Below are 13,384 nucleotides of genomic sequence, written 5' to 3'. Positions count from 1 at the left end.
GGTCGCTTCGCGAAGCCGAAGCAGGGCGCCCAAGAGGAGGAGGATCGACGATGCTGGACAAGGCAGGAAAACAGGCCGAAGCACAGGTGAAGGCCAACGAAGCGCTCAACTATATGCCCGGCTTCGGCAATGATTTCGAGACCGAGAGCCTGCCCGGCGCGCTGCCGCAGGGTCAGAACAGCCCGCAGAAATGCGCCTATGGCCTCTATGCCGAGCAGCTTTCGGGCTCGCCCTTTACCGCGCCGCGCGGCACCAACGAGCGCTCGTGGCTCTATCGCATCCGCCCGAGCGTCCGCCACACCGGTCGCTTCAGCAGAATAGACTATCCGCACTGGAAGACGGCACCGCATGTCGCCGACCATTCCCTGGCGCTTGGCCAGTTGCGCTGGAATCCACTGCCGGAGCCGACGGAAAAGCTGAACTTCCTGCAGGGCATCCGCACGATGACGACGGCGGGCGATGCGCCGACGCATTCGGGCATGGCGGCGCATGCCTATGCCTTCAACGCCGACATGGTGGACGACTATTTCTTCGATGCCGACGGCGAGCTGCTGATTGTTCCGGAAATGGGCGCGATCCAGGTGTTCACCGAGCTCGGCAAGATGGACGTCGAACCCTCTGAGATCTGCATCGTGCCGCGCGGCACCATGTTCAAGGTGACGCGGCTTGGCGACGAGAAGGTCTGGCGCGGCTATATCTGCGAGAATTACGGTGCCAAGTTCACGCTGCCCGACCGCGGCCCAATCGGCGCCAATTGCCTCGCCAATCCGCGCGATTTCAAGACGCCGGTCGCCGCCTTCGAGGAGAAGGAGACGCCCTGCCGCGTGCATGTGAAGTGGTGCGGTGGCTTCCACGTGACCGAGATCGGCCACTCGCCGCTCGACGTCGTCGCCTGGCACGGCAATTACGCGCCCTACAAGTACGATCTGAAGACCTATTCGCCGGTCGGCGCTATCCTCTTTGACCATCCGGACCCTTCGATCTTCACCGTGCTGACGGCGCCTTCGGGCGAAGAGGGCACGGCGAATATCGATTTCGTCATCTTCCCGCCGCGCTGGTTGGTAGCCGAGCACACTTTCCGCCCGCCCTGGTACCACCGCAACATCATGAGCGAATTCATGGGGCTGATCTACGGTCGCTACGACGCCAAGGAAGAGGGCTTCGTTCCCGGCGGCATGAGCCTGCACAACATGATGCTGGCGCATGGGCCCGATGCGTCGGGCTACGACAAGGCGACAAACAGTGAGTTGAAACCGGTGAAGCTCGACCATACGATGGCCTTCATGTTCGAGACCCGCTTCCCGCAGCAACTGACCCGCTACGCCGCCGAACTGGAGACGTTGCAGGACAACTACATCGACTGCTGGACGGATCTCAAGAAGCGGTTCAACGGGACGCCGGAAGGCGATTGGTCTTGAGTTCACGCCTGGTTTTGCTCGGCAGCAAGGGTGGTCCGGCGATCCGGCCGGGCGGCCCGTGGCCGACCTCGTCGCTGCTTGAAATCGGCGGCCGGACTGTTGTCGTCGATTGCGGCCTCGGCGTCACCCGAGGTTTGACCGATGCCGGTGTCACACTGAAGACGCTGGACCTGATCGTCATTACCCACCTGCATTCGGATCATGTGCTGGAACTTGGCCCGCTCATTCACACGGCCTGGACCGCTGGGTTATCACAGCCGGTGCGGGTCTTCGGACCTGCAGGTACCCACGCCTATTGGCACGGTTTCCTGCAGTCGATGGCCTTCGACGTCGACATCCGCATCTTCGACGAAGGCCGGCCGGACCTGCGCGCGTTGGTCGAGGTCATCGAATTCTCCGAAGGCGAAATCTTCTCGGAGGAAGGCCTGACGCTTTCGGCGCTGCGCGTCGACCATCCGCCGGTGACCGACTGTTTTGCGCTCCGCTTCGACCATGCGGAAGGCTCGGTCGTATTTTCGTCCGATACCGCCTATTTCCCGCCGCTTGCCGATTTCGCCAAAGGGGCCGACATTCTCGTGCACGAGGCGATGCTTGCCGAAGGCGTCGACCGGTTGGTGGCGCGCACCGGCAATGGCGCGCGGCTGAAAGAGCATCTGCTGGCAAGCCACAGCTTCGCCGGAGAGGCGGCAGCGATCGCAACCGCCGCCGGCGTCGGGCGGCTGGTGCTGCATCATCTGATCCCGGCCGACGATCCGGAAATTACGGAAAACCACTGGACTACGGCGGCTCGCAAAAACTGGGCGGGCGCCTTGACGATCGCCGCCGACGGCCTTGTTGTGAAGATTACGGACGATTCGTCCGTCTAAGCGCGGTTTCGTTCGAAATTGCGTGAACAATGAAAAGATTGAGAGGGAGGACTGCATGAAACTGGCGACACTCAAGGACAGTACGCGGGACGGAAAGCTCGTGGTCGTCTCTCGCGATCTCACCCGCTGCTCGGAAGTCGGGCACATCGCCCGCTCGTTGCAGGCAGCGCTCGACGATTGGGCGCATGCCGGTCCACGGCTTGCGCGTGTGGCTGAAGGGATCGAGACCGGCTCGCAGCCGACGATTCGCTTCCATGAACATGACGCGCTGTCGCCGTTGCCGCGCGCTTTCCAATGGGCCGATGGCTCGGCCTACGTCAATCACGTCGAGCTGGTGCGCAAGGCTCGCAATGCCGAGATGCCGGCAAGCTTCTGGACCGATCCCTTGATGTACCAGGGCGGGTCCGACAGCTTCATCGCGCCGCGTGATCCGATCCCGCTTGCCGACGAAAGCTTCGGCGTCGACATGGAGGGCGAAGTCGCCGTCGTCGTCGACGACGTGCCGATGGGCGCCACCATCGACGAGGCTAGGTCGGCGATCCGTCTCGTCATGCTCGTCAACGACGTGTCGCTGCGCGGCCTCATCCCCGCCGAGCTTGCCAAGGGCTTCGGCTTCTTCCAGTCGAAACCGTCGTCGGCCTTCTCGCCGGTTGCCGTTTCGCCGGATGAGCTGGGTGACGCCTGGGATGGCGGCAAGCTGCATCTGCCGCTCAACGTCGATCTCAACGGCAAGCCCTTCGGCCGGGCGAATGCCGGCATCGACATGACCTTCGATTTCGCCCAACTGATCGCACATGCGGCCAAGACCCGGCCGCTTTTGGCCGGCACGATCATCGGCTCGGGCACAGTTTCCAACAAGCTCGACGGCGGGCCGGGCAAACCAGTTGCCGAAGGTGGCGCCGGTTATTCCTGCATCGCGGAAGTCCGGATGATCGAGACGATCGCCGGCGGCGCGCCGAAGACGCAGTTCCTCCGGGTCGGCGATGTCGTACGCATCGAGATGAAGGACAAGACCGGTCATTCGATCTTCGGCGCGATCGAGCAGACCGTCGAAGCCTACACCAAGGCCTGACCGCAGATAAGAAAATGGGCAGAGGCATGAGCGAGACCGTCCTTTACGATTACTGGCGTTCGTCGGCGAGCTATCGGGTGCGCATCGCGCTCAACAGCCTCGGCGAAAGCTATCGTTCGGCGCCGGTCGACCTGCTTGCCAAGGCACACAAGGCGCCGGAGCATCTGGCCCGCAACCCGCAAGGGCTGGTGCCTGTGCTTGAGATCGATGGCGAGCGCTTCACGCAATCGCTCGCCATCATCGAATATCTTGGCGAGACGCGGGCCGATTCCGGCTTCCTGCCATTCGACGCGGTAGGGCGGCAGCGGGTGCGAATGCTGTCCTATGCGATCGCCATGGACATCCATCCCGTCTGCAATCTCAGCGTCGTGTCCCACGTCATGGCCAATGCCGAGGATGGCGAGGCGGCGCGGCGGAACTGGATGCGCAAGTTCATCGGCGAGGGGCTTGCCGCTTTCGAGCGCTTGCTCGACCATTCCGCGACGGGGCGCTTCTGCCACGGCGACAGTCCGACCATGGCGGATTTCTGCCTAGTGCCGCAGGTCTACAATGCCCGCCGATGGGACGTCGATCTTTCGGCCTGTCCGCGGCTCGTCGCGATCGACCAGAACTGTGCCGAGATCGAGGCTTTCGCCCGCGCGCACCCGGATCGCACGCCGCGCTGAGGCCATGCCGCTTGCCGCTTGATCCCTTCTCCTTGCACCTTCAGGCGAGCCTGCGTGATGCGGCCGCCTTGTCTGGCCGGTTCCGTCAAGCGAATGTCGCGAATGGATCGACAGCGGCGAAAAGGCCGCGCTAGTTTTTGTGTGACTGGCCGTATAAGGGGGGCCGGAAAAACCTCTGGAGCGAGAGACCTACCGATGAAAAGCTATGTGCTGAACGTCAGCTGCAAGACCACCCGTGGCATCGTCGCCGCGATCACCGGCTATCTCGCCGAAAAAGGCTGCTACATCTCCGACAGTTCGCAGTTCGACGACCTCGAAACCGGCCTGTTCTTCATGCGTCTCAGCTTCATCAGCCAGGAAGGCGCCACGCTCGACGAGTTGAAGGCCGGCTTCGAAGCGGTGGTGAAGCGCTTCGACATGAACGCCGAGATCCGCGACAGCGAAGAGCGCATGAAGGTGCTGCTGATGGTGTCGCGTTTCGGCCATTGTCTCAACGACCTGCTTTATCGCTGGAAGATCGGCGCGCTGCCGATCGAAATCGTCGGCGTCGTCTCCAACCACTTCGATTACCAGAAGGTGGTCGTCAACCACGACATTCCCTTCCACTGCATCAAGGTGACGAAGGAGAACAAGCCGAAGGCCGAGGCCCAGCTGCTCGAGCTCGTCGACCAGACCGGCGCCGAACTGATCGTGCTCGCCCGCTACATGCAGGTCCTGTCCGACGCGCTCTGCAAGAAGATGTCTGGCCGGATCATCAACATCCACCACTCCTTCCTGCCGTCGTTCAAGGGCGCAAACCCCTACAAGCAGGCCTATGAGCGTGGCGTGAAGCTGATTGGTGCGACGGCGCACTACGTCACCGCCGACCTCGACGAAGGCCCGATCATCGAGCAAGACATCGCCCGCATCACCCACGCCCAGAGCGCCGAGGACTACGTGTCGATCGGCCGCGACGTCGAGAGCCAGGTGCTCGCCCGCGCCGTGCACGCCCATATCCACAACCGCTGCTTCATCAACGGCAACCGCGTCGTCGTCTTCCCGCCGAGCCCGGGCTCCTACGCTTCCGAGCGCATGGGCTGAGGAGCGAGCGCAATCGCCCGCGAAAAACAGAAACGCCGCCGGTTCGACCGGCGGCGTTTTTCATTTGTTGGAGTTGGAGACGGCCGGAAGACCGCGCTAAGTTATTGCAACAGCTCCAGCCCGACCGCGGTTGCCTCACCGCCGCCGATGCAAAGCGAGGCAATGCCGCGCTTGACACCTTTGGCGCGCATGGCGTGCAGGAGCGTCACGATGATGCGGGCGCCAGACGCGCCGATCGGGTGGCCAAGTGCGCAGGCGCCGCCGTTGATGTTGACGATATCGTCGGACAGACCGAGGTCGCGGATCGCCGCCATCGCCACCACGGCGAAGGCCTCGTTGATTTCGTAGAGGCCGACGCTGCCCTTCTCCCAGGCAAGCTTGGCCATCAGCTTGTCGATCGCGCCGATCGGCGCGGTCGTGAACCAGGCCGGTTCCTGGGCGTGGCCCGCATGGCCCGCGATGATCGCAAGCGGGGTCAGTCCGCGCTTTTCCGCTTCGCTTGCGCGCATCAGGATCAGTGCGGCAGCGCCGTCCGAAATCGACGACGAATTGGCCGCCGTCACGCTGCCGCCGTCGCGGAAGGCGGGTTTCAGCTTCGGGATCTTGGCCGGATCGGATTTTGTCGGCTGCTCGTCGCGGTCGAGATTGCCGGTCTGGCGCTTGCCGGCGTCAGCGACGGCTACGATTTCCTCGGCAAAGGAACCATCTTCGGCCGCCCGGTTGGCGCGCTCCAGGGAACGCAAAGCGAAGCCGTCCTGATCGGCACGCGAGAACTGGTAGTGCTCGGCCGTGTCCTCGGCATAGGTGCCCATCAACCGGCCGGAATAGGCGTCTTCGAGGCCGTCGAGGAACATGTGGTCCTTGACCTCACCATGTCCCAGGCGGAAGCCGCCGCGCGCCTTCGGCAGCAGATAGGGGGCGTTGGTCATCGACTCCATGCCGCCGACCGCAAGCACCGAGGCACTGCCTGACAACAACGCATCATGGCCGAGCATCAGCGCCTTCATGCCGGAGCCACAGACCTTGGAGATTGTCGTCGACGGCGTCTCCTTGCCGAGGCCTGCGCCAAGGGCTGCCTGACGTGCGGGGTTCTGGCCGATGCCGGCCGGCAGCACATTGCCCATAAGCACCTCGTCGACAGCATCAAGGCCGGCGCGATCGAGCGCGGCCTTGAGCGCGATGGCGCCGATTTCGGGTGCGGTCAAATCCTTGAGGCTGCCCTGAAAGGCGCCCATTGGCGTGCGGGCCGCCGAAACGATGACGATCGGGTCAGTTCTGCTCATGTCTTTCTCCCATACGGAAAACGGCAATGGTTGGTGCAGGCGCTTGTCTCGCATTTCCTTCTCCCCGCGTGCGGGGAGAAGGTGGCCGGCAGGCTGGATGAGGGGCCATTTTACAACGCGAAGCGTCAGATATGCAGTGCGTGTCCCAGCGCCTTCAGCGCCGATTCCTGGAAGGCTTCGGACTGCGTCGGATGCGCATGGATCGTGCCAGCGATATCTTCGAGGCGCGCGCCCATTTCGATCGCCAGGCTGAAGCTTGCCGAGAGTTCCGAGACGCCGTGGCCGACCGCCTGGATGCCGAGCACCAGATGGTTGTCGGCGCGCGCGACGATGCGCACGAAACCGTCCTCGGCAAGCGTCGTCATGGCGCGGCCGTTCGCCTGGAAGGGGAACTGGCCAATCTTGATCTCGATGCCGCTGGCGCGTGCTTCGTCGGGCGAAAGGCCAGCGGTAACGATCTCCGGATCGGTGAAGCAGACGGCGGGGATGCAGCGCTTGTCCCAGCTGCGCTTGTGGCCGGCGACGATCTCCGCGACCATCTCGCCCTGCGCCATGGCGCGGTGCGCCAGCATCGGCTCGCCGGTGACATCGCCGATCGCATAGATGCCGCGCATGGAGGTGCGGCACTGGTCGTCGACGCGGATGAAGCGGCCGGTGCGGTCGAGGTCGATTTCTTCGAGGCCGAAGCCTTCGGTCACCGGCTTGCGACCGACGGTGACGAGCACCTTTTCGGCAGCGACATTGATGGCGCGGCCGTTGTGTTCGGCTTGCAGGCTGCCGGTCTCCGTGGAGTAGCTCTGGGCGACCGTCTGGGTGAAGACCTCGATCCCGAGTTCGCCAAGGCGCTTGCCGATCGGCTTCGTCAGATCGGCGTCATAGAGCGGCAGGATGCGGGGCTGCGCTTCGAGCACGGTGACGTGGCTGCCGAGCTTGGCAAAGGCGGTGCCGAGTTCGAGGCCGATATAGCCGCCGCCGATGACGGCGAGGCTCTTCGGCACGCTCTTCAACGACAGGGCCTCGGTCGAGGAGATGATCGGCCCGCCGAAGGGCAGGTCCGGCAGCTCGATCGGTGCGGAGCCGGTGGCAATCACGATCGCTTCGGCGCGGATGCGCTGCAGCCCGGTTTCTGTCTCGACATCGACTGTCTTGCCATCGATGAAGCGGGCCGCGCCGACGACCGCCTTGACGCCGGCTTTCTTCAAAAGCCCGATGACGCCGCCGTTCAGCCGGCCGACGATACCGTCCTTCCAGGCGATGGTATGGGCGAGATCGATCGAGGGGTTGGCCAGCGACAGGCCGAGCGGGTTGCGGCCGGAAGCGGCCGCGCGCAGTTTGTGAAACTCTTCAGCCGCATGGATCAGGGCCTTGGAGGGGATGCAGCCGACATTCAGGCAGGTGCCGCCGGCCTTGGCCTTCTCGACGATGACGGTGTCGATGCCGAGCTGGCCGGCGCGGATGGCGCAGATATAGCCGCCGGGGCCGGCGCCGATGACGAGCAGCTTGCAGGAAATTTCCTTCATGATCGTCTCAAGCCTCCACGAAAATAAGCGCCGGCGTTTCGAGCAGGGTCTTCAGCCGCTGCACGAATACGGCCGCATCCCAGCCGTCAATGACGCGGTGATCGAAGCTCGAGGACAGGTTCATGATCTTGCGTGGCACGAATTGCGTGCCGTCCCAGACCGGGCGGACGGCGAGCTTGTTGACGCCGATGATCGCGACCTCCGGGTGGTTGATGACCGGCGTGGAGACGATGCCGCCGAGTGCGCCGAGCGAAGAGATCGTGATCGTCGATCCCGTGAGCTCGTCGCGGGTGGCGGTGCCGGTGCGGGCCGCTTCCGCCAGGCGATTGAGTTCGTTGGCGCAATCCCAGATGCCGCGCGCTTCAGCATGGCGCACGACCGGAACGGTTAGGCCGGCCGGCGTCTGGGTGGCGATGCCGATGTTTACGGCGTGATGGCGGCTGATGATGCCGGGGCCGTCGTCGAACGTGGCGTTGACGGCCGGCTGCTCGGCGATAGTGCGCACCAGCGCGCGCATCAGATAGGGCAGAATCGTCAGCTTCGGCTGCTCCGGCTTGCGATCGCGGTTCATCGTCGTTCGCAGATCCTCGAGCGCAGTCATGTCGACCTCTTCCACATAGGTGATGTGGGGAATGCGCGAGGTCGAAAGCGACATCTTCTCGGCGATGCGGCGGCGAAGGCCGGTCACCTTGATTTCATCGACGGCAGTCTTGCGCTGCAGGCCGGCCGGCGCCAGCGCCGGCTGGGCGCCGCGGGCGATGAACTGGTCGAGGTCGTCGTGGGTGATGCGGCCGGCAGGACCGGTGCCCGTCACCTGGCGCAGGTCGACGCCACTTTCCTTGGCGCGCAGGCGCACGGCGGGTGACGCCAGCGCTTTCTCCTGCCGTTCACCGGGGGCATGTGCGCCGTTGGCTTGGACGCCATTTGCAACCGGTGCCTTGACCTCCACCTTGGCGGGCTGGGCCGGCTTGGCGACCGGGGTGGGCGCCTCGACCTTTGCCGCGGGCTCTTCTTCCGCCTTGGCGGCCGGCTTTTCTTCCGCGGGAGCAGCCGCTCCGCCCTCGCCTGCGATCTCGATGCGGACAAGCGGCGCCTTCACCGCGACGGTGTCGCCCACCTCGGCGCCGAGCCAGAGCACCGTGCCGGTAACGGGCGAGGGGATTTCGACGGTTGCCTTGTCGGTCATCACCGCGGCGAGCACCATGTCCTCGCGCACGGGGTCACCCGGCTTCACATGCCACTCGACGAGTTCCGCCTCGGCCACGCCTTCGCCGACATCCGGCATCTTGATTACGAATTCGCCCATCTCAGGCCTCCATCACTTCGACGAGCGCGCGTCCGACGCGCGCGGGGCCGGGGAAATAGTCCCATTCCTGGGCGTGCGGGTAGGGTGTGTCCCAGCCGGCGACGCGCACGACGGGCGCTTCGAGATGGTAGAAGCAATGCTCCTGGACGAGGGCCGCCACTTCGCCGCCGAAGCCCGACGTCAGCGTTGCCTCATGCACGACGACGCAGCGGCCGGTCTTTTCCACCGACTTGACGATCGTATCGAGGTCGAGCGGCAGCAGGCTGCGCAGGTCGATTACCTCGGCGTCGATGCCGGTTTCCTCGGCAGCCGCGAGCGCCACATGCACCATAGTGCCGTAGGCAACGACGGTGACGGCCGAACCCTCTCGGCGGACTTCCGCCTTGCCGATCGGGACGGTGTAGTGGCCTTCCGGCACCTCGCCGAGATCGTGCTTCGACCACGGAATGACCGGCCGGTCATGGTGGCCGTCGAAGGGACCGTTATAGAGCCGCTTCGGCTCGAGGAACATCACTGGATCCGGATCTTCGATCGAAGCGATCAGCAGGCCCTTGGCGTCATAGGGATTGGAGGGAACGACGACTTTCAGGCCGCAAACATGGGTGAACAGCGCTTCCGGGCTCTGGCTGTGCGTCTGGCCGCCGAAGATGCCGCCGCCGGTCGGCATGCGCAGCACGATCGGGCAGGTGAAGTCGCCGTTGGAGCGGTAGCGGATGCGGGCCGCTTCCTGGGTGATCTGGTCGTAAGCCGGGTACATGTAGTCGGCGAACTGGATCTCGACGCAGGGCTTCAGGCCGTAGGCTGCCATGCCGATTGCCGTGCCGACGATGCCGCTTTCGCTGATCGGCGCGTCGAAACAGCGTGTCTTGCCGTATTTCGCCTGGAGGCCTTGCGTGCAGCGGAAGACGCCGCCGAAATAGCCGACGTCCTCGCCGAAGACGACGACATTGTCATCGCGCTCCATGGACACGTCCATGGCGCTGCGCACGGCTTCGATCATTGTCATTCTGGCCATATCAGTATCCTGCCTTCTGCCGCTGGCGGCGAATGTGCGGCGGCATTTCGGCATAGACGCCCTCGAAGATATCGCGCACCGAGGGCTTGCCGCCGGCGTGCAGCGTGCCATGGCCCTCGGCCTGTTTCTGCGCCTGGATCACTTCGTCGAGGATCTCGGCTTCCGCCTGGGTGTGGCGTTCTTCCGACCAGGCGCCGCGCAGGATCAGGTGCTTCTTCAATCTCAAAACCGGATCGCCGAGCGGCCAGGCCTCGGATTCCGTCTTCGGCCGATAGGCGCTCGGATCGTCGGAGGTCGAATGGGCGCCGACGCGGTAGGTCACGTATTCGATCAGCGTCGGGCCGAGGTTGCGACGGGCGCGCTCGGCGGCCCACTTAGCGACGGCGTAGACGGCGAGATAGTCGTTGCCGTCGACGCGAAGCGCCGGGATGCCGAAGCCGAGACCGCGGGCGGCAAAGGTGCCGGAGCCGCCGCGGGCAATGCCTTGGAAGGTGGAGATCGCCCACTGATTGTTGACGATGTTGAGAATGACCGGCGCCTTGTAGGTGGACGCAAAGACGAGCGCCGAATGGAAGTCCGATTCCGCCGTGGAGCCGTCGCCGATCCAGGCGGCAGCGATCTTGGTGTCGCGCTTGATGGCCGACGCCATCGCCCAGCCGACCGCTTGGACATATTGCGTGGCGAGGTTGCCGGAGATGGTGAAGAAGCCATGCTCCTTGGAGGAATACATGATCGGCAGCTGTCGGCCGCGCAACGGGTCGCTCTCGTTCGAGAAGATCTGGTTCATCATCTCGACCATCGGGTAGCCGTCGGCGATCAGAAGACCGGCCTGTCGATAGGTCGGGAAGTTCATGTCGCCCTTCACCAGCGCTTTGCGGAAGGCGCAGCTGACGGCCTCTTCGCCCAGATGCTGCATGTAGAAGGAGGTCTTGCCCTGGCGCTGCGCCATGACCATGCGCGCGTCGAAGGCGCGTAGCAGCATCATGTGCCTGAGGCCTGCGAGCAGCTCCTCGTCGGAGAGAAGCCCGGCCCAGGGACCGACCGCTTCGCCATCGCGGTTCAAGACGCGGATGATCGAATAGGCGAGGTCGCGCATTTCTTCCGGCGCGATGTCCACCTCCGGGCGCGGCACGGAGCCGGCCTTCGGGATCTTGACGTTGGAGAAATCCGGCTGGCCACCGGGCCGAACGGCGGGTTCGGGGACATGCAGGCTAAGTCGATTGAGATCGCTCATGCGGTTTCCGGCCTCCTCCGGAGTGCGCAGTGCACCAGTCAAGAGCGGTTCCAGTCGAACCGCTCCTCTTTTCTGTTCTCACGCATTTCCGGACGCAGGGACGCTAGGACCCTTGCTGGAAATGCTCTGGGTCGGGACAACGATGGGCCTGAGGTGTACGAGGACGTGCAATTTGACCGGCAAGGCTCCTCCGCCTAAGGTCTGCACAGACTCCTCCTAAAAGCCCCCGCTCTCCCAACGGGAATGCTCACAGACTGCCACGAGTTCCGGGGCTTATGAAGGTCTTTCAGTGTCGCGAGGCAGGGGCAGGCGAAGAAAGATAGAATCCTGCCGGGAGTGCGCCCACGCGTTGTGTCGGACATCTTCCCGCCGGCCATTGCCGGTAATTTTCTTTCGCGGCTATCCGCCGGCGACGGCGGTCAGACCGGCGGGGCGATGGTGATCGGCGTTCCATCGAGGAAGCGCGAGAGCCGGAACGGCGTCGGATCGACGATCGGTTCTACGCCGGTCACGAGGTCTGCGACGAGGTGGCCGGCGCCGGGGCCAATGCCGAAACCGTGGCCGGAAAAGCCCGTTGCGATCATGAGGCCCGGAACGGTCTCGGCGGGCGAGATGACGGGCACGGCATCGGGCGTCACGTCGATCAGGCCGGCCCAGATCTGCTGCACCTTGGTTTCGCGCAGCAAGGGCAAGGCCTTGGCAGCCGCATCGAGCGCATGCAAGGCGCGGCGCGAATCCGGATTGGGATCGAGCACGCGGTGACGCTCGAAGGCGCCGGGCCGGTCGAGGGGCACGGTGCCGATCTCGAATAGCTCGTTCCAGCTCTGGGCGCTCAGGCCCACCTGCACGGCATCGCCCTCCGCTTTTCGTGCCGGCTGGAAATCGCGGAAGAAGGCAAAGCTGTCGGGCACGATCGCGTGCAGATTGGTGGCGCCATCGGCAATCGTGTAGCCGCCGTCGAGGCGCTTGCGATAGGCATAGGTCGCGGTTGCACCAGCCCCCTCCGGACCGCCCGAGACCGGGCCGGTTCTCAACACCGTGTTGCGAACTTTCAGCTGCGGCAATCTTATGCCGAGGCCTTTGAGGAACAGCCTCGACCAGGCGCCACCGGCGACGATGACGGTCGACGTCTCGATGCGGCCCCTCTCGGTCACGACGGCGGAAATCCGCCCGGCAGCCTTCTCGACGCCGCGCACGGCGCAGCCGGTAAGAACTTTGGCACCGGCGCGGCGGGCGCCAGCGACGATGGCAGGCACGGCCCTTTGCGGTTCGGCCCGGCCGTCGCTCGGCGTGAAGAGCCCGCCTGGGTAGCGGATCGCTGTACCCGGCATCATCGCTTCTGTCGTGTCGGAGCCGAGTTGCACGCTATCGACACCGTAGGGCTTTGCCATGGCAAGCCAGGCGTCTCGGTTGGCGACGTCGCGCTCGTTCTCGGAGATGTAGAGAATGCCGCTGCGGCGAAAGCCGGTCTCGCCGCTGACGCGGGCGTCGAGCGTGTCCCAGATCTTCAGCGCCTCGATCGCCAGCGGGATTTCGCGCTCGTCGCGGCCCATGACCCGCACCCAGCCCCAGTTGCGGCTCGATTGCTCGGCTCCGGGCATACCCTTCTCACAGAGCACGACATCGATGCCGCGCTCGGCGAGGAAGAGCGCGGTGCAGACGCCGATGATGCCGCCGCCGACAATGACGACGTCGGCCTTGGCGGGCAAGGTGGTGTCTGTGGCGATGAGATCGAGTGTGGGGCCAGGCATGGGGGCACTTTCGGGCAGGGAAGTATCGTAGTCATCGGTGCATGCCGCCGCCGCGAGATCAAGACCTGCAATCTGGCTAAGGATCGAAAGCGCGTGGTTGCCGGCTCACTTTGTTTGGGAAAGCCGGTTCGCCTTGCCACCGGGCGGACTTCCGGTTTCCGCCTGGAGCTTCTA

General features: G+C 64.5%; 11 protein-coding genes. 5 read left to right on the top strand and 6 right to left on the bottom strand.

What is annotated here, in order from left to right:
* The first annotated feature begins 50 nt into the window (after positions 1-50).
* The 5 genes from hmgA (at position 51) to purU (ending at position 5,101) form a co-directional block, all read left to right on the top strand.
* Positions 51-1,418 (top strand): homogentisate 1,2-dioxygenase, encoded by a 1,368-nt coding sequence (gene hmgA / locus IB267_RS28735; protein WP_192450854.1) that lies wholly within the window; start codon positions 51-53, stop codon positions 1,416-1,418.
* Positions 1,415-2,284 (top strand): MBL fold metallo-hydrolase, encoded by an 870-nt coding sequence (locus IB267_RS28730; protein ID WP_192450853.1) that lies wholly within the window; start codon positions 1,415-1,417, stop codon positions 2,282-2,284. The genes hmgA and IB267_RS28730 overlap by 4 nt, the downstream gene beginning before the upstream one ends.
* Before the next feature lie 55 nt (positions 2,285-2,339).
* On the top strand, positions 2,340-3,356 hold the full coding sequence (locus tag IB267_RS28725; protein ID WP_192450852.1) for a fumarylacetoacetate hydrolase family protein: 1,017 nt from the start codon (positions 2,340-2,342) through the stop codon (positions 3,354-3,356).
* A gap of 26 nt (positions 3,357-3,382) precedes the next feature.
* The gene (gene maiA / locus IB267_RS28720; protein WP_371742656.1) at positions 3,383-4,021 is read left to right on the top strand and encodes a maleylacetoacetate isomerase; all 639 of its coding nucleotides are present in this window, start codon (positions 3,383-3,385) and stop codon (positions 4,019-4,021) included.
* A 195-nt stretch (positions 4,022-4,216) separates the two neighbouring features.
* Entirely contained in the window at positions 4,217-5,101 is an 885-nt protein-coding gene (gene purU, locus IB267_RS28715) for a formyltetrahydrofolate deformylase (RefSeq protein ID WP_192450850.1), read from the top strand.
* 101 nt (positions 5,102-5,202) lie between these two features.
* On the opposite strand, the gene IB267_RS28710 is transcribed toward purU, so the two are convergent.
* The 6 genes from IB267_RS28710 to IB267_RS28685 all read right to left on the bottom strand — a co-directional run bounded on the left by IB267_RS28710 (position 5,203) and on the right by IB267_RS28685 (position 13,210).
* Positions 5,203-6,384 (bottom strand): acetyl-CoA C-acyltransferase, encoded by a 1,182-nt coding sequence (locus tag IB267_RS28710; RefSeq protein ID WP_192450849.1) that lies wholly within the window; start codon positions 6,382-6,384, stop codon positions 5,203-5,205.
* 125 nt (positions 6,385-6,509) lie between these two features.
* On the bottom strand, positions 6,510-7,904 hold the full coding sequence (gene lpdA, locus IB267_RS28705) for a dihydrolipoyl dehydrogenase (RefSeq protein WP_192450848.1): 1,395 nt from the start codon (positions 7,902-7,904) through the stop codon (positions 6,510-6,512).
* Positions 7,905-7,911: 7 nt separating this feature from the next.
* Positions 7,912-9,210 carry a dihydrolipoamide acetyltransferase family protein gene (locus IB267_RS28700; protein ID WP_192450847.1) on the bottom strand — a complete coding sequence of 433 codons (1,299 nt, stop codon included), beginning with the start codon at positions 9,208-9,210 and terminating at the stop codon, positions 7,912-7,914.
* A 1-nt stretch (position 9,211) separates the two neighbouring features.
* Positions 9,212-10,225, bottom strand: a complete 1,014-nt coding sequence (locus IB267_RS28695; RefSeq protein WP_034787163.1) for an alpha-ketoacid dehydrogenase subunit beta — start codon at positions 10,223-10,225, stop codon at positions 9,212-9,214.
* A 1-nt stretch (position 10,226) separates the two neighbouring features.
* Positions 10,227-11,459, bottom strand: a complete 1,233-nt coding sequence (locus IB267_RS28690; RefSeq protein WP_192450846.1) for a 3-methyl-2-oxobutanoate dehydrogenase (2-methylpropanoyl-transferring) subunit alpha — start codon at positions 11,457-11,459, stop codon at positions 10,227-10,229.
* A 419-nt stretch (positions 11,460-11,878) separates the two neighbouring features.
* Positions 11,879-13,210 carry an FAD-binding oxidoreductase gene (locus tag IB267_RS28685; protein ID WP_192450845.1) on the bottom strand — a complete coding sequence of 444 codons (1,332 nt, stop codon included), beginning with the start codon at positions 13,208-13,210 and terminating at the stop codon, positions 11,879-11,881.
* Between the last annotated feature and the right edge of the window lie 174 nt (positions 13,211-13,384).

The sequence above is a fragment of the Ensifer sp. ENS09 genome (genome assembly GCF_014852425.1).
GTDB lineage: Bacteria > Pseudomonadota > Alphaproteobacteria > Rhizobiales > Rhizobiaceae > Ensifer.
This window is presented reverse-complemented; position numbering and strand designations above follow the sequence as displayed.